The sequence below is a fragment of the Thermococcus coalescens genome (genome assembly GCF_055392585.1).
In genome coordinates this window covers 634764-652317 of record NZ_AP043764.1, presented here as the reverse complement: position 1 = coordinate 652317, position 17554 = coordinate 634764, and the positions used below count along the sequence as shown (strand labels likewise).

At 55.7% G+C, this 17554-nt stretch carries 19 protein-coding genes; 9 read left to right on the top strand and 10 right to left on the bottom strand.

From position 1 onward, the window contains the following. Positions 1 to 40 precede the first annotated feature (40 nt). Positions 41 to 3607, top strand: a complete 3567-nt coding sequence (smc, locus tag ACZ5M3_RS03675) for a chromosome segregation protein SMC (RefSeq protein ID WP_464840324.1) — start codon at positions 41 to 43, stop codon at positions 3605 to 3607. 5 nt (positions 3608 to 3612) lie between these two features. Next, positions 3613 to 4272 carry a segregation/condensation protein A gene (locus ACZ5M3_RS03670; protein ID WP_464840323.1) on the top strand — a complete coding sequence of 220 codons (660 nt, stop codon included), beginning with the start codon at positions 3613 to 3615 and terminating at the stop codon, positions 4270 to 4272. Here ACZ5M3_RS03670 and ACZ5M3_RS03665 read toward each other — a convergent pair. Beyond that, positions 4221 to 4691: a hypothetical protein gene (locus ACZ5M3_RS03665; RefSeq protein WP_464840322.1), complete on the bottom strand. Its 471-nt coding sequence runs from the start codon at positions 4689 to 4691 to the stop codon at positions 4221 to 4223. The genes ACZ5M3_RS03670 and ACZ5M3_RS03665 overlap by 52 nt on opposite strands. Positions 4692 to 4740: 49 nt before the next feature. Between ACZ5M3_RS03665 and ACZ5M3_RS03660 the strand changes: the two genes are divergently transcribed. Continuing rightward, positions 4741 to 7077, top strand: a complete 2337-nt coding sequence (locus ACZ5M3_RS03660) for a DEAD/DEAH box helicase (protein WP_464840321.1) — start codon at positions 4741 to 4743, stop codon at positions 7075 to 7077. A 101-nt stretch (positions 7078 to 7178) separates the two neighbouring features. Here the strand turns inward: ACZ5M3_RS03660 and ACZ5M3_RS03655 are convergent, their stop codons facing one another. Continuing rightward, positions 7179 to 8021 carry a M55 family metallopeptidase gene (locus tag ACZ5M3_RS03655; RefSeq protein ID WP_464841083.1) on the bottom strand — a complete coding sequence of 281 codons (843 nt, stop codon included), beginning with the start codon at positions 8019 to 8021 and terminating at the stop codon, positions 7179 to 7181. Between the two features lie 151 nt (positions 8022 to 8172). On the opposite strand from ACZ5M3_RS03655, the gene ACZ5M3_RS03650 reads away from it, so the two are divergent. After that, the gene (locus tag ACZ5M3_RS03650) at positions 8173 to 8412 is read left to right on the top strand and encodes a hypothetical protein (RefSeq protein WP_464841081.1); all 240 of its coding nucleotides are present in this window, start codon (positions 8173 to 8175) and stop codon (positions 8410 to 8412) included. On the opposite strand, the gene ACZ5M3_RS03645 is transcribed toward ACZ5M3_RS03650, so the two are convergent. Next, complete coding sequence (locus ACZ5M3_RS03645) at positions 8409 to 9170, bottom strand: phosphoglycerol geranylgeranyltransferase (RefSeq protein ID WP_464841079.1); 762 nt, start codon at positions 9168 to 9170, stop codon at positions 8409 to 8411. The genes ACZ5M3_RS03650 and ACZ5M3_RS03645 overlap by 4 nt on opposite strands. Next, positions 9160 to 9609: a GIY-YIG nuclease family protein gene (locus tag ACZ5M3_RS03640; RefSeq protein WP_464840320.1), complete on the bottom strand. Its 450-nt coding sequence runs from the start codon at positions 9607 to 9609 to the stop codon at positions 9160 to 9162. The genes ACZ5M3_RS03645 and ACZ5M3_RS03640 overlap by 11 nt, the downstream gene beginning before the upstream one ends. Before the next feature lie 60 nt (positions 9610 to 9669). On the opposite strand from ACZ5M3_RS03640, the gene ACZ5M3_RS03635 reads away from it, so the two are divergent. Beyond that, a complete protein-coding gene (locus ACZ5M3_RS03635) occupies positions 9670 to 10062 on the top strand; it encodes a DUF2095 family protein (RefSeq protein WP_464840319.1) in 393 nt (130 codons plus the stop codon). Between the two features lies 1 nt (position 10063). On the opposite strand, the gene ACZ5M3_RS03630 is transcribed toward ACZ5M3_RS03635, so the two are convergent. From ACZ5M3_RS03630 to ACZ5M3_RS03605, 6 genes are all read right to left on the bottom strand, one after another. Further along, on the bottom strand, positions 10064 to 11575 hold the full coding sequence (locus tag ACZ5M3_RS03630) for an AMP phosphorylase (RefSeq protein WP_464840318.1): 1512 nt from the start codon (positions 11573 to 11575) through the stop codon (positions 10064 to 10066). Positions 11576 to 11701: 126 nt separating this feature from the next. Continuing rightward, positions 11702 to 11950, bottom strand: a complete 249-nt coding sequence (locus ACZ5M3_RS03625; protein WP_297091345.1) for a hypothetical protein — start codon at positions 11948 to 11950, stop codon at positions 11702 to 11704. Positions 11951 to 12040: 90 nt separating this feature from the next. Next, positions 12041 to 12289, bottom strand: coding sequence for a hypothetical protein (locus ACZ5M3_RS03620; protein ID WP_297091344.1), 249 nt, complete (start codon positions 12287 to 12289; stop codon positions 12041 to 12043). Next, complete coding sequence (gene minD, locus ACZ5M3_RS03615; RefSeq protein WP_464840317.1) at positions 12289 to 13068, bottom strand: cell division ATPase MinD; 780 nt, start codon at positions 13066 to 13068, stop codon at positions 12289 to 12291. The genes ACZ5M3_RS03620 and minD overlap by 1 nt, the downstream gene beginning before the upstream one ends. 175 nt (positions 13069 to 13243) lie before the next feature. Beyond that, positions 13244 to 14089 carry a slipin family protein gene (locus ACZ5M3_RS03610; RefSeq protein WP_464840316.1) on the bottom strand — a complete coding sequence of 282 codons (846 nt, stop codon included), beginning with the start codon at positions 14087 to 14089 and terminating at the stop codon, positions 13244 to 13246. After that, positions 14090 to 15430, bottom strand: a complete 1341-nt coding sequence (locus ACZ5M3_RS03605) for an NfeD family protein (RefSeq protein WP_464840315.1) — start codon at positions 15428 to 15430, stop codon at positions 14090 to 14092. 91 nt (positions 15431 to 15521) lie between these two features. Here ACZ5M3_RS03605 and ACZ5M3_RS03600 point away from each other — a divergent pair, with 91 nt between their 5' ends. The 4 genes from ACZ5M3_RS03600 to ACZ5M3_RS03585 are packed head-to-tail and all read left to right on the top strand — an operon-like array spanning position 15522 to position 17388. Next, positions 15522 to 15821, top strand: coding sequence for a hypothetical protein (locus tag ACZ5M3_RS03600; protein WP_464840314.1), 300 nt, complete (start codon positions 15522 to 15524; stop codon positions 15819 to 15821). Next, positions 15803 to 16633, top strand: coding sequence for a DNA-3-methyladenine glycosylase family protein (locus ACZ5M3_RS03595; protein ID WP_464840313.1), 831 nt, complete (start codon positions 15803 to 15805; stop codon positions 16631 to 16633). Before ACZ5M3_RS03600 ends, ACZ5M3_RS03595 begins: the two co-directional genes overlap by 19 nt. Then, positions 16630 to 16962, top strand: a complete 333-nt coding sequence (locus ACZ5M3_RS03590) for a hypothetical protein (RefSeq protein ID WP_464840312.1) — start codon at positions 16630 to 16632, stop codon at positions 16960 to 16962. Before ACZ5M3_RS03595 ends, ACZ5M3_RS03590 begins: the two co-directional genes overlap by 4 nt. Before the next feature lie 27 nt (positions 16963 to 16989). Further along, positions 16990 to 17388: a hypothetical protein gene (locus ACZ5M3_RS03585; RefSeq protein ID WP_464840311.1), complete on the top strand. Its 399-nt coding sequence runs from the start codon at positions 16990 to 16992 to the stop codon at positions 17386 to 17388. The last annotated feature ends 166 nt before the right edge of the window (positions 17389 to 17554 follow it).

The window sequence follows — 17554 nt, the reverse complement described above, 5'->3', positions numbered from 1 at the left end:
ATATAACCTATCCCATCATTCTCCAATTTAGGTGTAGGGCATGCCGTACATCGAGAAGATTGAAATGAAAGGTTTCAAATCCTACGGTAACCGAAAGGTAGTTGTCCCGCTTTCTAAGGGGTTTACAGCGATCGTTGGTGCCAACGGTTCTGGAAAGAGCAACATTGGTGACGCCGTTCTCTTTGTTCTCGGCGGACTGTCCGCTAAAGCCATGCGTGCCACCAGGATAAGCGATTTGATCTTCGCGGGCACAAAAACGGAGGCGCCGGCAAAGTACGCCGAGGTCGCGATGTACTTCAACAACGAGGACAGGGGCTTTCCCGTCGATGAAGACGAGGTCGTGATAAAGCGCCGCGTTTATCCCGACGGCAGGAGCACCTACTGGCTCAACGGCAAGAGAACGAGCAGGAGCGACATCCTCGATGTCCTCAGCGCAGCCATGATTTCGCCCGAGGGCTACAACCTCGTTCTCCAGGGCGACATCACCAAGTTCATCAAGATGAGCCCCACCGAGAGGAGGATGCTCATAGACGAAATCTCCGGAATAGCGGAGTACGACGCGAAGAAGGAGAAAGCTTTAAAGGAGCTCAAGCAGGCGGAGGAAAACCTCGCGCGCGTTGATCTGCTTATCAGGGAAGTTAAGTCCCAGCTCGACAAGCTCGAAAAGGAGCGCAACGACGCTTTGAGGTACCTCGACCTTAAGGAGCGTGTTGAAAAGGCCAAAGTAACGCTTCTCCTGGCCGAGATAAGGAAGCTGAAGTCCCTGATCGAGGAGAACACCCTCCGCGACAAGGAGATAGAGGCGGAGATAGCAGCCATAGAAGAACGCCTCAAGGATATAGCCAAGGAGATAGTCACCAAGGAGAAGGAGCTCAACGCCATCGAGAAGGAGCTTGAGGAGAAGAGCGAGGACGGCATCCTTGAGGTTACCCGGAAGATCAGCGAGGTTCAGTCGAAGATCGAGATGGCAAGGAAGAACATCGAGCTGGCTAAGAAGGAAATAGAGGACAGCCAGCACAGGCTCGCCAAGACCAAGGAGGAGCTGAAGAAGGTCTCGGAGGAGATAGAAAAGAGCAAAAACGCCATCCAGCGCTGGACAAAGAGGCGCGAGAGGCTCAAGGCAGAGATCAAGGAGAAGGAGGTCGTTAAGAACGAGCTGGTCATCAAGCTCGGGGAGATAGACAGGGACTTTGCGATAGCCAAGCAGGACTTCGACAAGGTCGTTGATGAGCTTGAAGAGGCCAAGAAGGAGCTCTACATGAAGGAAAGCGATATCAAGAAGTTCGAGGAAGAGATAGAGCGCCTTAAGGCCAAGATCGCTCAGGATAGTGCCAGGAGAACGGCGCTCAAGTCCAAAATCAGTGAGGCCAAGAAGTCCCTTGAGGCCAAGCGCTCCGAGCTCGGAGAGATAGATGGGAAGATGTCCAAGGGCGAGGCCAGGCTTAGAAAAGCCGAGAAGGAGCTCGAGGAGAAGACCAAAGCCCTCAGAAGGGTCGAGGGAGAGCTCTCCAAGGCCAGGGAAGAGCTCATCAAGGCCGAGGCTCAGAGAGAGGTTCGCGGAAATCGTGCGGTCGAGTTCCTCAAGAACCAGAACATCCCAGGCCTCTACGGGCCCCTCGGGGAGCTGATAACTGTCGCGGACAAGGACTACGCTTTGGCGGTGGAGGTCGCCCTCGGCGGGAACTACGACAACGTCGTGGTGGAGGACGACCGGGTCGCCGAAAAGGCCATCGGGCTCCTCAAGGAGAGAAAGCTCGGAAGGCTCACATTCCTCCCGCTCAATAAGATAAAGCCCCGTTCGATGCGCGAGAAGCCCTCCCTTGGAATCCCCGCGATGGACGTCGTCCAGTACGACCCGCGCTTTAAGAACGCCGTCGCCTACGCCCTCGGGGATACGCTCATCGTGAACGATATGGACGAGGCAAGAACCGTTGGAATCGGGAAGGTTCGCATGGTGACCCTCGGCGGTGAGCTCCTTGAGAGGAGCGGAGCGATAACCGGCGGCCACTACAGGCCAAGGGGCAAGCTCGGGGTAAACGTCGATGAGATAAGGAAGAGGGTCGAGAAGCTCGAACGCGAGAAAGAGACTCTGGAGTCTTCAGTCAACGCGCTCAGGATCGAGGTTAAGGGCCTTCAGAACGAGCTCTTCGAGCTCCGCATGAAGAAGAGCGACCTGAGCAAGGACCTGCAGGTCGTCCAGAGGGAGATGGAGCGTCTCCTCTCTGAGGACAGAGCCCTCAAGGAGTCCATCGAGGAGAGCGAGAAGCTCATTGAGGTGCTTGAGAAGAGGATTCACGGGACAAAGGGGGACATGGCGAAGCTCAGGGGAAGGATAGAGCGGCTTGAGAAGAAGAAGGAGCGGCTTAAGAAGGCCCTGGAGAACCCAGAGGCGAGGGAGCTGAACCAGCGCATAAGGGAAGTTGAGCACGAGATAAGCAAGCTCAGGGAGGAGCTGGGCAAGGTCGAGAGCAAGCTCGAAAGCCTTGAGATAAGGATAAACGAGGAGCTCCTTCCTAGGAAGGCCGACCTTGAGGAGGAAATAGAGGGACTCGTGAACAGGATAAACGCACTCAAGGCCAACATCACCGAGAACGAGAAGGCCATTAAGGAGTTCGAGAAGGAACTTGAGGAGCTCAGAAAGGCCGAGGAGAGCGTTAAGGACGAGCTCAAGGAGCTCCGCGAGAGGCGTGAGAGAGTCAAGAACGAAATAATCGACCTCCGCTCGGAGAAGGACGAACTCAACTCCAAGCTCCAGGAGCTCCGCATAGAGGCCAACACCCTCAAGATAAAGCTCGCCCAGTACGAGGCGACGCTGAAGGAGAAGCAGGACGAGCTCAAGCACCACGATGCCAGGCTCATCAAGTCAATAAAGGAAGTCCCGCTGGAGCTTGAGGCCCTGAGGGAGCAGATAGAGAAGATGGAGGAGGAGATACGCTCCCTTGAGCCCGTCAACATGAAGGCCATCGAGGACTTCGAGGTCGTTGAAAGGCGCTACCTTGAGCTGAAGAGCAAGCGCGAGCAGGTGGTTGCTGAAAAGGAGAGCATCGAGGAGTTCATCGAGGAGATAGAGGGCCAGAAGAGGAACGTCTTCATGCAGACCCTCAGTGAAATAGCCAGGAACTTCTCGGAGCTCTTCGCCAAGCTCTCTCCTGGAGGAAGCGCCAGGCTCATCCTTGAGAACCCTGAGGATCCGTTCGCGGGCGGCCTTGAGATAGAGGCAAAGCCCGCAGGAAAGGACGTCAAGAGGATAGAGGCGATGAGCGGCGGTGAGAAGGCCTTAACTGCCCTCGCCTTTGTCTTTGCGATACAGCGCTACAAGCCTGCCCCGTTCTACCTCTTCGACGAGATCGATGCACACCTCGACGATGCCAACGTCAAGCGTGTGGCTGATCTCATCAAGGAGGCCTCCCAGAACAGCCAGTTCATAGTCATAACCCTGAGGGACGTCATGATGGCCAACGCGGACAAGATAATCGGCGTCAGCATGAGGAACGGCGTGTCTAGGGTGGTAGCGCTCAGCCTTGAGAAGGCCATGAAGATCCTCGAAGAGGCCAGGAAGAGGAGCGAGGCGGAGCATGCTGAGATGTTCGGACACCTGAGCGGGTGAGGACGATGGAATCGCGCCGTGAGGAGGAGATAACGCCCGTCGACATTCTCCTCCAGCTCGTCACCATGGGCAAGGTCGACCCCTGGAACATAGACATCGTTGACCTGACCGAGAAGTACATCGAGCGTTTGAGGGAGATGAAAGAGCTGGACCTCCGCGTCTCGGCGAGGGCCATCCTGGCGGCATCAATACTTGTCAGGATGAAGAGTGAGGCTCTGCTCCACGCCGACGAGGAGGAAGAGGAGGAACACCACGAGGAGCGCATAAGGGTGGACGTTGAGCCTTTAGCCCCTCCGCTCAGGAGGGTCGAGCGCTACTACACCTTCGACGACCTCCTGGATGCCCTGATGGATGCCCTTGAGGAGGCAGAGAAGAGGAAGCCGCGGAGGAGGAAGAAGGTCGAGATAGAGGAGGAGGTGTTCGTCGTCGACGACTTCCGCGTTGACATCGAGAAGCACGTGTACAGGCTCCACGAGATAGTCGTTAACATGTACAGGGAAACGGGGGAGCCCATAAACTTCTGGGACCTTGTCTTCGACCCGACGCCGAAGATAGTCGCCAGAACCTTCCTCTACCTCCTGTTCCTCTCCAACATGGGCAAGGTTGACCTCATTCAGGAGGAGCCCTTCGGGGAGATACTCGTTGTGCCCGTGGAGGAGGCCTGATCCCTTTCTTCCCTCTTTGCCGGCCTTATTGTTATGACCAGCAGGGGTTCCTCCCGCCCGATATAGAGGCTCTTCTTTTTCCGGTTCATGTAGAAGCAGTACCTCCCGTCAGGAAGGCCTTCAACGAATTTCCGCGGGAGTGTGTGCCTTGCGGTTCTCCCATCGAAGAAGACGCAGTCGTAGGCCTCGGAAATCCCGGAGACCCTCTCCCTGATTTCCTCCAGGGATAGCATCTCGCATTCGAGCCTGGCACAGACCAGACTCTTTCTCCCGTCAGTGAGGATTACTACCTTCCCATTCACCTCGATCCTCCGCGAGCGGTCGAGGAAGTCCCACAGCTCGGCGTATATGCGTTCAAGCCTCCGCCTCTTCGCCAGCCTTTTGGCGAGCCTCTCCCTGGCGTGCCTCGTGAGGAGCATGCCCTAACTTCGTCCGAGAATTTATAAACTTCGCCGAGGATATAGGCACATGTATCTTCGCCGCGATCTAATCGAGCCCCGCGTTTATCAGGAGGTAATCTACGCCCGCTGTAAGGAGACCAACTGCCTTGTCGTTCTGCCAACTGGGTTAGGAAAGACGCTTATAGCCATGCTCATAGCCGATTACAGGCTCTCGAAGTACGGCGGCAGGGTTCTCATGCTCGCCCCGACGAAGCCCCTCGCGCTCCAGCACGCCGAGAGCTTTAGGCGGCTCTTCGACATTCCCCCGGAGAGGATCAACGTCCTCACGGGCGAGCTCTCACCCAAACAGAGGGCTGAGCTGTGGGAAAGAAGCGCGATAGTAACCGCCACGCCCCAAACCGTTGAAAACGACATCCTTACGGGGAAAATCTCCCTGGAGGACGTTGTCCTTCTCGTTTTTGACGAGGCCCATAGAGCGGTGGGCAACTACTCCTACGTATTCATAGCCAGAGAGTACCTAAGGACTGCCAGACACCCGCTCGTCCTCGGCCTCACGGCATCCCCGGGAAGCGACGAGGATAGGATACGGGAGATAATAAGGAACCTAGGGATAGAGCACATCGAGATAAGGACCGAGAGCTCCCCCGACGTCAGGCCATACGTGCAGAGAATGAGCTTCGAGTGGGTGAAGGTCGAACTCCCCGGCATCTACAAGGAGGTGCGGAAACTTTTGAGGGAAATGCTCAAGGAGAGCCTCAAACCCCTAGCCCAGTTCAAGCTTGTCTCCACTTACTCGCCGGACATTCCGAAAAGGGAGGTTCTCCAGGCCGGCTCAAAAATAAATCGGGAGGTCGCGAGGGGAAACTACGAGCTCGGCCGGCTCAGGATGTACCAGGCGAAGGCCGTGAAGCTCCAGCACGCGATAGAGTTGCTCGAAACCCAGGGGCTAACCGCGCTGAGGGCCTACCTCAAGAAGCTCCGCGAGGACAAGAGGACGAAGTCGAGCAGGCAGCTCATGGAAGACCCTCGCATGAGGAAGGTGATATACCTCCTCGTCCAGGCGAAGGAGCTTGGCCTCGACCACCCGAAGATGGAGAGCATGCTGAGGCTGGTTAAGGAGCAGCTGGAGAAAAAGCCGAACTCAAAAATCATAGTCTTTACGAACTACAGGGACACCGGGAGGAAGATCGTGGAGGTTCTCCGGGGGGAGGGAATAACGGCCGAGCGCTTCATCGGCCAGGCGAGCAGGAGCAACGACAGGGGGATGAGCCAGAGGGAGCAGAAGGAGACCCTTGAGAGGTTCTCGCGCGGCGAGTTCAACGTTCTGGTGGCCACGAGCGTTGGTGAGGAGGGCCTCGACGTGCCCGAGGTCGACCTCGTCGTCTTCTACGAGCCGGTGCCCTCAGCCATAAGGAGCATCCAGAGGCGCGGCAGGACGGGCAGGCACAGACCCGGAAAGGTCGTCATCCTGATGGCCAAAGGGACCCGCGATGAGGCCTACTACTGGAGCTCCCGGAGGAAGGAGAAGGGGATGTTTGATGCCATAAGAAAGCTCGCCCGGGAGCTTGAGAAGGCTCATCCGGGGAGGGGTAAAATAAGAGAAAGGACAGCGGAGCGTGTTGAGATGTCCTCAAAGGGAAGGGTAACGTCCCTCGATGAGTTCCTGAAGCCGAAGGAAAAGCCCGCGCCTCCCAGAGAGGGGGTCTACGAAAAGCTCCCGATAAAGCCGGTCTTCGTGAGAAAGCCCAAGGGTATAGTCGTTTACGTCGACAGTCGCGAGCTCAGGAGCGGCGTTCCAAAGCACCTGAAGGAGCTAGGGGTGGAGGTAGAGGTCAGAACCCTCGATGTTGCCGACTACGTTGTGAGCGAGGAGATCGGGATAGAGAGGAAGAGCGCCAACGACTTCATACAGTCCATCATCGACGGCAGGCTCTTCGACCAGGTGGAGCGATTAAGGAAAGCCTACGAAAAGCCGGTGATAATCATAGAGGGCGAGCTTTACGGCATAAGGAACGTTCACCCAAACGCTATCCGGGGAGCAATAGCGGCGGTGACCATCGACTGGGGCGTGCCGGTACTGTTCTCGTCTGGAACGGAAGAGACCGCCCAGTTCATTTACCTCTTGGCGAAGCGCGAGCAGGAGGAGAGGAAGAAGGAAGTTCGCCTCAGGAGCGAGAAGAAGGCTTTGACCCTCGCTGAGAGACAGAGGCTCATCGTTGAGGGCCTCCCCTACGTCTCGTCCACACTCGCGAAGAGACTCCTCCGGCACTTCGGAAACGTTGAGCGCGTTTTCACCGCCACGGAGGAGGAGCTCCAAGAAGTTGAGGGGATAGGCAAAAAGAAGGCGAGGGAGATAAGAAAGGTGATAACCGCACCCTATGTTGAGGACGAGGACAAAACTTAAGGCTGGATTTTGGGGAAATTAAATTGCCCCCGGGAAACCGCGGGGGATGAGCGCCTCGGCGAGCCGTGATTCCCCTTCGCTCCCCGGGGGCACACTTCCTATTACCTTGTGACTATGGCGTTCACTCCCGCTGCAGCTAAGGTGAGCAGCTCGAAAACCTTGTAGGCTTCCTCAAGGTTTCTGGCCTCGAACTCTACGGTCTTTCCATCCACGCGCCTCACGAAGGGCAGCAGTTCGGCCGTGTCCGCCATGTCGCTTCTGAGGAAGCGGACCTTAACGTGAACGGGTTTCCTCGTCACGAGCGGCTTTGCCTCTCCCCTCCTCAGCCTTTCGACGGCCTCGGCAACGCCGTCCCTCAGCATCGTTTTTATCCTGCTCATCCCGGGGCTCTTGGCGGCGTAGCGCGAGGGGGACTCCTTGAAGGGAACGCCGACGACCCAGGGGGTGAAGGCTTTGACGTCCGTTTCTATCAATCTCATATCGCCACCGACGAGAATCGCGGGGATTCCCCAGCTCCCCAGGAGGTAGGCGTTGAGCAGAAACTCGCTAACTTCAACGCCGTTGATTTCAAGCCTGTCCACGCTCGCCCCGCTGTACGTGTGGTCGAAGGTCGCTCTGTCCGTTCCTGCCTTGGCGTGGTAGCCGAGGAAGAGCGCGGCATCGCTTCCCTTTGCAAAGGCCACCATGCTGAGCGGCCTTGGGAAGCCCCTGACCAGCTCGACGTACTCGGGCATCTCCTCCGGAAGGATGTTGACCATCGGCCCGTGGCTGTCGGCTACGATGATCTCATCAAAACCGTTTTCGTGCAGCGTCTCGGCCGTGACCTTCACTATCTCTGTCGCTATCTTTCTTGCCTCCGAGTACAGGGCACCCTTGACGAACAGGTGCTGCCGGCTGACTATGTACGGCAGGCCCTCAAGGTCGAGGGATATGAACGCACGCATCGACATCACCACGATAAAAATCGAAGCGATAAAAGATAAGTCTTGTGGTGGGCGATATAACCGACGGGAATATAAGGCACAAAATTCGATAATTCCCGCTCATGAAAAGGGTTATATAGGCCTTTTTTCATAAAACAGAGTGGTGATTGGCATGCAAATTGTTGAACTGGACATTAAATTGCCCTACGACGGAAGAGGAAAGATTCTGGGCCGTCTTTATGAAAAGGTTAGGGGCAAGATTCGGGATATACACTTCTTCCCGCCCGATGCGGAAGGTATTAGCGAAATCAGAATGGAGATAGTGGAGGACGATGCCCCCAGGCTCCTCTCGGAGCTCAGGAAGATAATCAAGGACGGAAAGATAACCTTCAAAGTTCTCTCCGAGGCCTAACCCTTTATCCCCTTATTGAGCTCTTCCAGCTTTTCTCTGGCCTTCTCAAGCGAACCCGCCTTCTCAATAGCCGTCCCGGTGACTATTATATCCGCCCCGGCCTCAACCGCTTTTCTCGCCTGCTCCCCGGTTCTTATGCCTCCCCCGACTATGAGGGGGACGTCTATAACCTTCCTGACGAGGGAGATCATCTCGGGCGGAACGGGCTCCCTCGCCCCGCTTCCCGCCTCCAGGTAGACGAGACGCATCCCGAGGTACTGGCCGGCCAGGGCGTAGGCCGCCGCGATCTTCGGCTTGTGTCTTGGGATTGGCTTGGCGTCCCCTATCCAGCCCACCGTTTCTCCAGGTTCAACAATCAGATACGCCATAGGTATGGGCTCTATGCCGTAGCGCTTAACTGTGAACGCCCCCAGTGCCTGGGAACCGGTTATGAAGAACGGGTTGGTTGAATTGAGCAGGCTCATGAAGAATATGGCATCCGCGTGCCTGCTTATTCCTCCGTGAGAGCCGGGAAAGAGTATCGTGGGGAGGTCTGAGCTCTCTTTTATGGCTTTCACCACACCGTCCAGAACGTCTCCCTCAGCCCCGGTGGAGCCGCCTATCATTATCGCATCCGCGCCGGCTTCCTCACTCATCCTGGCTATCTCTCCGGCAACGTCGGGGGTAACGTCGTCTGGGTCAATGAGAACAAAGTGGAGTTTTTCCCTTTTGAGCTTTTCATGAATGTACGACTCGACCCTCCCCAGTTCAAGCTTCATTTTTCCCACCGAATTCTATAGCTTCCCTCTCACTTTTAACCCTTTTCCATTTCAGGCGGAGATTTTCAAGTATTCCGACTAGGATCGCGTCAGGTTCTTTCTCGAATCTGTAGAGGTTTGTCCCCACCTCAACGTCACTGGCGCCGAAACCTTCCACCGCCTCTCCGTGCTTGGAGACTTCGACGGAGAGTTTCTCCTCAATCCTCTCCTCATTGGGGATCATGTAAGCCCTTAGGAGTTCTGCATCCCTCAGGAGAAAGTCTATGTGCCAGTGGAGCTTTTTGTCTTTCCTGAAGTGTCTTGCAACCCGTTTCTCAAGGGAGTTCATGGCGGAGCCGACGTAGACGTAGTAGCCCCCCCTTAAAACGAACCTCCTGCCCTTTGTGGCTATCTCCCTCTCATCAGGCAGACGGATAACGAGGAAGTACGCACCCTTCATGGGAAAGACTCTCACTCAGGGTTTATAAACTCCTGACCCAACTCTTTATTGGTGTGACGTATGGACGAAAAGAAAAAGAAGCGCCCCATTGACGAGTTTGCCTGGCAGGAGTACGACAGGGACGAGTTCGAGGAGCGCTTTCCGACTCTGGCAAAGGAGCTTGAGGAAGAGGGCGTCCCGATAGACGCGTACAGGACGAGCGAGAAAAGGGCGATTGCAGAGGATGATGAGATGCGGGACTTCTCCGGCTACAACCCGACTGTCATAGACTTCCTCAGGAGATGCGAAACGGACGACGAGGCGCTTGAGATAATCAACTGGATGGAGGAGCGCGGTGAGATAACCCACGAGATGGCCAAGGAGCTCCGTATAACCCTCGTCCAGAAGGGCGTAAGGGCTTTCGGTCCCAAAAAAGAGTGGGGATGGTACGAGAGACACAGAAAAAGGGAATAAGTCAGATGTTCCCTATCCTCTGAAGGACCATTCCCTCTATCCTTATCGGCTCCGTTCTCCTGGCGAAGACTATCGCCTGATCGAGCCTCGCCTCGCTCTCGGCGCGTATCGTGAATAGGGGGTCTCCCTCCTTGACCTTTTCTCCAACCTTGACGTAGAGTTCTATTCCTGCCCCCTTGTCCTCTGGAGCACCGGCGGCTCTGGCTATTCCCGTGATGGCTCGGTTGTCTATTCCGGTTATGTAGCCGCTGGTTGGTGCGGTGAAGGTGTATGTCTTGTCCCCGACGGGTATCTCCTCGGGCTTGATGTCTGGGTTCCCGCCCTGCTCTTCTATAATTTCCCTCATCTTCTGGTAGGCCTTGCCGCTTTCGAGAATCTCCCTTGCCATCTTCTTGCCCATTCCGGTCGGTGCGACTCCGCCCATCTCAAGGAGGATACCGGCAAGTCCCGTGGCCTTCTCTATCAGGCTTCCAGGCCCTTTGCCGGTCATGAGGGCTGAGAGAGCTTCTCTGGCCTCCAGTGCCGGACCAACGGTGTGGCCTATCGGCTGGCCGCCGTAGGTTATGGCCACCTCCACGTACTGGCCGAGCCTTCTGCCGAGCTCTATGAAGTCCCTGGAGAGTGCCCTTGCCTGGTCGACGGTCTCGACCTTGACTCCCTTGCCGGTCGGGATGTCGATGAGCACGTACTGGCTTCCCATCGCGTACTTCTTGGACATTATGCTGGCGAGCATCAGACCGGTCGGGTCGATGCTCAGTGCGCGCTCGGCCTTGATTGTTATGTCGTCCGCCGGAGCGAGGTTCAGGGCGCCGCCCCAGACCATACAGGCGCCTATCTTCTCCACTATGCGCTTTATCTCGTCGAGGGAGAAGCTAACATCCGCGAAAACCTCGACGACGTCCGCCGTTCCAGCGGCGCTGGTTATCGCCCTTGAGCTGGTCTTGGGTATCGTCAATCCTGCAGCGGCAACGATGGGCACGACGAGTATGTTGGTCTTGTTTCCGGGGACGCCGCCGATGCTGTGGACGTCCATTATGGGCTTCCTGTCGATGTCGAGCATGTCGCCGGTCTCGGCCATCGCTATCGTCAGCGCCGCTATCTCGTCCATATCAAGGCCGTTTATCTCAAGTGAGGTGACGAAGGAGCTTATCTCGATGTCGCGGAGCTTTCTGTCCACGATGTCTTTGATTATCGCTTCTATCTCCACCTTCCTGAGCTTCTCTCCGCGCATCTTCTTTTTGATGTAGCGGACGCTCTCCGGAGTGCCGCTGGGTATTACAGTGACGACTTCTCCCTCAGAGAAGCTGTGGAGCCCGAGTATGTCCTTGCTTATACCTATCTCGCCCTCCTTTACGAGGCTGCTAACAACCACACTACCATAGACCGTCTTTTTGCCTGCCTCGATCTTCACCAGGTCGTCCGGGTGCAGCTTGGCTTTTTTGGCTTCCTTCTCATTTATGAAGACAGAATACCTTCCGCTGTACATGTCGAGTATCCTAACCTTGACCTTCATTTTCATCCCTCCTTTTACACACGAGTTCACACTATTGAACAGAAGAGTACTTAAATGTTTTCGACTGGTTGGCTGTTAAAGTGAGCGAAACTGTCCATAGAGCTTGGCAGAGAAATGTAAAAAGAATCAGCTGCTGATGCCGTGTCCGTACTCAGCAACGGTCAGCACGTCTGCATGGAGTTCGCCGGTGCTCAGAAGAGCCCTCACGATGTCTGGCACCACCTCCCTCACAGCCGGAGGGAGCAGTCCCTCTCCTCTGATGTAGTACCTGATAACCTCACTGAGGGGGGCGCTTACAAGTCTCCCCTTAAAAACCCGAACAACCTTGTTATCCACCTCGACTATCCTGTCCGGATAGCCGAGCCTAACCTTCATAGCGCCCCACCTCCAGATTAGGGTTAATGTAGAAGGCCTTTTAAAGCTTAACGTCACAGAGATGTTTAATAACAAAAGGGTTAGAAAAGCTCAGAGGTTCCGGACTTCCTCGTCTATTGACTCCTCAAGGGTCTTCTCCCACTCTTCGACGTCGAAGTCAACGAGCTCGCTCTCAAGGTCCTCCTTGAGGCTGGTGACACGCCTCTTGAGGGCGCTCTTGGTTTCTTCGTCGTAAACAACGTAGTACGGGTTGCTCTTGGCCGAGTAGTAGAGCATGAGGAGGACGATGTTGAGCACGATGAGGATGACCACTATCCCGTAGAGCAGTGCCTCGGCCATTACCTCTTCCCTCCAAACAGCGCTTTGAACACTCTCTTTATCGGGCTCTCTGGCTCGGGCGCCTGCCACCTAATTCCTGCGAGCTTGGCTGCGAGCTGCTTGATCGCTATGGCCGCCGGGCTGGTAGGGTTCTTGATGACGAGCGGCACACCATAGGCGGAGGCGCGCTTGACCTCTGGGTCTTCAGGTATCATGGCGAGAACCGGCACTTCAAGGATGGCCTCTATCTCCTCCTGTGTCAGTTCGGTCTTCTCGTTGGTGACCCTGTTGAGTATGGCTCCAAGCGGGAGGGTTCCGAGCTTTTCCGCTATGAGCTTGGTCTTGAGGGAGTCAGTAATGGCCGAAATCTCCGGGTTGGTGACGATTATCAGCTCCTTGCCGATGAGGAGCGCCGTAACGGATGTCATCTCAAGGCCGGCCGGGGCATCGATGAGAACAAAGTCGGCCATCTGTCCGATTTCCCTGATCAGCTGCCTGAGCCTCTCTGGCTTGGCCTTTTTGATCTTCTCAAGGCTCAATCCACCGGGGATTACCTTGACCCCGGCGGGACCTTCGTAGATTGCATCTCTGAGATCGGCCTCTCCTGCCAGAACATCGTGGAGCGTTATTGGTATATCCTCCATACCGAGAACAAGGCTGAGATTTGCCATGGTTATATCGGCATCCAGCAGGATGACCTCCTTTCCAAACTGGGCCAGGGCAACACCCAGATTGGCAACAGTCGTTGTTTTACCCGTTCCACCTTTTCCCGATGCAAAAACAATTGAGCGACCTTCCAAAGTTAACACCCCCGGTATGAGCGGTGACCGCCCTTTCCTATAAAGCGTTTCTGAACTTTTTTAATTTTATACGGAGCGCTGCCTCTGTGTGTATGAAGTATGCAGACAATGCTTTTATTTTTTGCGGTTCATCCAGGGGGAGAAAAGAAAAAATAGAAGAAACGCCATTCGCGCCTTACTCTTGCTTGGCTTCCTCCTTGGCTTCCCTTTCGGCTTCATCTTGGATTTCTTTCTCAAGTTTTACCCTGGCGACCTCCGCGGTGTCGGCAAGACTCCTGAAAAGCTTCAGCATCTCCATTGGCAGCGTGAGAACGATGACGTTGCTCTTGTCGCTGGCGACGTCGCTTATGGTCTGGAGCGTCCTGAGCTGGAGTGCCATCGGGTGCTGGGACACTATCTCTGCCGCGTCGCGGAGCTTCTCGGCGGCCTGGCGCTCGGCCTCTGCCAGGAGTATCCTTGCACGCCTCTCACGCTCGGCCTCTGCCTGCCTTGCCATGGCTCTCTGCATTCCGCTCGGAAGCTCAACGTCCTTTATCTCGACGGTGGTGACCTTTATTCCCCACGGATCTGTGGCCTCGTCGATTATCTTCTGGAGCTGGAGGTTGAGCTTCTCCCTCTCGCTCAGCAGTTCGTCCAGGTGCGCCTGACCGATAACGCTCCTCAGCGTCGTCTGCGCTATCTGGCTTGTCGCCATTATGTAGTTGCTGACCTGTGTGACGGCCTTAACCGGGTCTATGACGCGGAAGTAGACGACCGCATTGACCCTGACGGGAACGTTGTCCTTGGTTATGGTCTCCTGGACCGGAACGTCGAGAACCCTTGTACGCAGGTCGACTATCACTGCCTTTTCGAATATGGGGATTATGAAGAACAGTCCGGGCCCCCTGGCCCCTACTATCCTTCCAAGGCGGAATATCACTGCCCTTTCGTATTCCTTGACTATCTTTATGGCGCTTGCCAGTATAATCAACACAAACAACAAAACAACGGCCAGTACTATGGTGGTAGCCGCTATGGCCATTCACACTCCCTCCTTCCTTTCTTCAACTCTTTCAACTATAAGGGTGAGCCCTCTGACTTCAACAACCCGGATCCTATCCCCGACCGGGATTCTGCTGCCATCCCTGCTCACGGCCTTCCATAGCTCTCCGTGGAGCTTGACAACCCCCTCAGGATCAAGCTCCTCAACGACCTTGCCGACCTGACCCACAAGCTCTTCCCTGCCCGCTTCGGGCTTCTTCCGATGTGCCTTGACCACGGTCGCCGCGCCGAAGAGGAAGAACAGTCCGAGGAGTATCGCCATGACGATGATTGCTATTCTGAGCATCGAGTACGTTTCGCCGGTCACCAGGTATTCACCCCCGTTTCCGCTGAAGAGCATGATTCCACCCAGTACGAACGTTACGACGCCCGCCACGGTGAACAGGCCAAAGGTCGGCGTCAGCGCCTCGGCGATGAAGAATATCATGGCCAGGACGATGAGTATTAATGCCGCGCTGCTGTATCCAAAGTATCCGAGACCTATAAGGCCGAGAACAAGCATTATGGCCCCTATCGTTTCGGGGACGTGCCAGCCGGGCGTGAGAAAGCCGAATATGAGCCCAATGAACCCGATGTTGAGGAGGATGTACGCTATCGTTGGGTCGGTTATGTACTTAACGACGGTGTCCCTGAAGGAAGGCTCGATGTACACGACCTCCGCATCCTTTAGGTGCAGGGTTACTTTCCCCTTCCCCGCCACGGGGATTTTGGTCTCCATTCCGTCGGCCTTCTGGAGGAGCTCGTTAACGTTCGTCGCGATGACCTCGATAACGCCGTATTTCAGGGCCTCCTCCGGGGTCACGCTTCTGTCCTGTGTTATGAACTCCTCCGCGAGGGTCTCGTTCCTGCCGCTCATTTTCGCGAGCTCCCGGAGGTACGCTATGTAGAAGTTGGTTATCTTCGGCGGCGCCTCCACTATGCTCCCGTTCTGGCCGTAGCCGAGTATCGGTCTGCACGCCCCTATCACCGTGCCGGGGCTCATCGCTATCAGGTGCGAGCTGAGGGCTATGTATGTCCCGGCCGAGGCGGCCATCCCCCCCGAGGGATAGACGTAGATTATAACCGGAACTTTGGCGTTCTGGATTCTCGTAACGATGGCCTGCATCGCATCGGCGCGGCCACCGGGGGTGTTGAGCTCAATTATTATTGCCTCTGCATTGTTCTTCTCAGCTTCGCTGATGTACCTGTCGAACTGGTCAACGGTGTAGCCGGTAATCATACCATCAACTTTGGCCACGTAGACCACGTTGCTCTGAGCATGGGCGCTCGGAAGGAGCAGGGCAAGCATCAGCAGGACAGCCAATGCAATCTTCGGTCTCATCAGTACCGCCTGATAATAATACTACTGGAGGGTTTAAATCTTTTGCCTGTTCTCCAAAAGTGATTTATATCTTGGGCATCAATCTCTTAATATGAGTTTGAAGACCCTCACCAAGCTCTACCGGGTTGCCAGGGGCGGTGAAAAGGTTGGGCGGGCATGGAAGCTCGTGAGGGAGGCGGCCAGGTATTCCAACCACGAGCCGTACTGGGAGTTCCTGAAAAAGAACTTTGATGTCCGCGCGGAGGATATAAAGGACGCTCTCCGCTTCCTCGAAGAAAAGGGAGAGATTCAAATCAAACGCTCCATTGATGGGAAGAGGCTCTACGTCTCGACCCTAAAGGATATAAGGGAGAACCCCGTTAAGCTCGACCGATGGCTGAGATTGACCTGAGTAAAACCGCACACGAGATGATACGCAACGGAACGTGGAAGTTCGAAGGCGGTGTTTTCTACCAGGCTTTTGAGAGCGGTATCGCCGGCTACGATGGGGAGGACTTCATCTTTCCGGACTCATGGAGCAGGGGAGAAAGGAAGTTCGCGAAGGAAAAGCTGTCCTTCATCCTGGGCCTCGGTACGGATCTGGATTCCTTTTACGCCGAGATAAGCGACTCCCCCTTCGCTTTCCTCGCCGAGGAGTTTAGGGGCTTGACCATACCTGCCGCCCCGAACCCCTACCAGGCGCTGGTGGAGGTAATAGCCCAACAGCAGGTGAACTTTGAATTTGCCCAGAGGACGATAGCGAACCTTGTAAGGCTCGCGGGCAGGCCGGTTGGGGATCTACACGTGTTCCCCGCCCCGGAGAGGATAGCGTCTTTGAGTGAAGAGGAGCTGAAAAGTACCAAGCTCGGTTATAGGGCGGGCTACATAAAGTCCCTAACGGAGCTGTACCTTGCCAAAAACCTCGACCTCGAACTCTGGGACAGGGACGTTGAGGATGCCGTTAGATACCTCACGAGGTTCCGGGGAATAGGGAAGTGGAGCGCCGAGCTCTTTCTGGCTTATGGGCTCAGAAAGAACGTCTATCCGGCCGGAGACCTCGGGCTGAGGAGGGGGATAGCGAAGATTTTCGGGAGGAGAGTGAAAGAGGTTAAGGAGCGGGACGTGAGGGAAATCATAGAACCCTACGGGGAGTGGAAGGGGCTTCTGGCCTTTTACATCCTCTGCTACGACAGGAAGACCGAGCCGGAGAGGAGGAAGAAATGAAAAAAGTCATGATTGTTCTGCCCAGGGAAAAGTTCAAAGCCCTCAGGGGCAAGGATGTTGCCTCCCTCCTCCACGAGAGCCTTCCAAGGGTGGGGGATACCCTGAAGGCCGAGCGCGAGGAGGTTCTGCTGGAGAGGACAGCCAAGCTTGAGGAGAAGCTCAGGAAGATGGAGGGGGAGATAGAGGAGCTCAGGGAGTTCTACGAGAAAGCTCTGAGGGACAAGGAGTTCATGATGGCGGAGAGGGAGAGGCTCAGGAAGGAGAACGCAGAGCTGAGGGTGAAGGTCGAGGAGAAAAGGAGAGAGCTTGAGAAAGTTCACGGATCGTGAACAAATCGTTCAGGGAGTGTGAACGGGATGAAGCTCATCATTAAGCCCGAAAAGGGCTTCGGAAAGATTGAAGTTGAGCTGGACGAGGGACTGTGGGTAGAACTCAAGCGCCTCAGCGAGAGATACGGAGTCCCCGTTGAGAGGATAATTGAGATAGCCCTGACCGGCGAGTTCCGTGAGCCGAGGGGAAACCTTGAGGAGCTGGAAAGGAAGGTCGGAGAACTCGAAGAGAGAACGTGGGAGCTTGAGAAGGAGTACGCCCCGCTCCGCTTCAAGGCCTACGGCCTGAGCGAGGACAACAAGATACTCGCCATCGAGCTCTCCGGCTTAGTGGCCGAGAACAGCCAGCTCAAGCGCTTCTTGGGTCTTAAGCCGGAGCGCAACCCTGAGCTGAGAAAGCTTATATCCTACTACCTCCAAGGTTGAACCGCGGATGATGAGAGCGAATTGCACCGAACAACGTGATGACGAGGACTGGCCCTGACGCCGTCCCGGACGGGCAGTGACGATTCCAAGACGGGCTGAACCGCTCTGTGGTTGTGACGTGCCCTATGAGCGCCGAGCCCGTCCGGGGCGTAGATACCGGACGTTC

Excerpts from the sequence above, each read along its gene's own strand:
- ACZ5M3_RS03595 (WP_464840313.1), top strand. The coding sequence starts at position 15,803 with ATGGCTGAGATTGACCTGAGTAAAACCGCACACGAGATGATACGCAAC.
- ACZ5M3_RS03670 (WP_464840323.1), top strand. The coding sequence starts at position 3,613 with ATGGAATCGCGCCGTGAGGAGGAGATAACGCCCGTCGACATTCTCCTC.
- ACZ5M3_RS03590 (WP_464840312.1), top strand. The coding sequence starts at position 16,630 with ATGAAAAAAGTCATGATTGTTCTGCCCAGGGAAAAGTTCAAAGCCCTC.
- ACZ5M3_RS03665 (WP_464840322.1), bottom strand. The coding sequence starts at position 4,691 with ATGCTCCTCACGAGGCACGCCAGGGAGAGGCTCGCCAAAAGGCTGGCG.
- ACZ5M3_RS03660 (WP_464840321.1), top strand. The coding sequence starts at position 4,741 with ATGTATCTTCGCCGCGATCTAATCGAGCCCCGCGTTTATCAGGAGGTA.
- smc (WP_464840324.1), top strand. The coding sequence starts at position 41 with ATGCCGTACATCGAGAAGATTGAAATGAAAGGTTTCAAATCCTACGGT.
- ACZ5M3_RS03620 (WP_297091344.1), bottom strand. The coding sequence starts at position 12,289 with ATGGCCGAGGCACTGCTCTACGGGATAGTGGTCATCCTCATCGTGCTC.
- ACZ5M3_RS03585 (WP_464840311.1), top strand. The coding sequence starts at position 16,990 with ATGAAGCTCATCATTAAGCCCGAAAAGGGCTTCGGAAAGATTGAAGTT.
- ACZ5M3_RS03600 (WP_464840314.1), top strand. The coding sequence starts at position 15,522 with ATGAGTTTGAAGACCCTCACCAAGCTCTACCGGGTTGCCAGGGGCGGT.
- ACZ5M3_RS03625 (WP_297091345.1), bottom strand. The coding sequence starts at position 11,950 with ATGAAGGTTAGGCTCGGCTATCCGGACAGGATAGTCGAGGTGGATAAC.
- ACZ5M3_RS03655 (WP_464841083.1), bottom strand. The coding sequence starts at position 8,021 with ATGCGTGCGTTCATATCCCTCGACCTTGAGGGCCTGCCGTACATAGTC.
- ACZ5M3_RS03635 (WP_464840319.1), top strand. The coding sequence starts at position 9,670 with ATGGACGAAAAGAAAAAGAAGCGCCCCATTGACGAGTTTGCCTGGCAG.
- ACZ5M3_RS03630 (WP_464840318.1), bottom strand. The coding sequence starts at position 11,575 with ATGAAGGTCAAGGTTAGGATACTCGACATGTACAGCGGAAGGTATTCT.
- ACZ5M3_RS03610 (WP_464840316.1), bottom strand. The coding sequence starts at position 14,089 with ATGGCCATAGCGGCTACCACCATAGTACTGGCCGTTGTTTTGTTGTTT.
- ACZ5M3_RS03645 (WP_464841079.1), bottom strand. The coding sequence starts at position 9,170 with ATGAAGCTTGAACTGGGGAGGGTCGAGTCGTACATTCATGAAAAGCTC.
- ACZ5M3_RS03605 (WP_464840315.1), bottom strand. The coding sequence starts at position 15,430 with ATGAGACCGAAGATTGCATTGGCTGTCCTGCTGATGCTTGCCCTGCTC.
- ACZ5M3_RS03640 (WP_464840320.1), bottom strand. The coding sequence starts at position 9,609 with ATGAAGGGTGCGTACTTCCTCGTTATCCGTCTGCCTGATGAGAGGGAG.
- ACZ5M3_RS03650 (WP_464841081.1), top strand. The coding sequence starts at position 8,173 with ATGCAAATTGTTGAACTGGACATTAAATTGCCCTACGACGGAAGAGGA.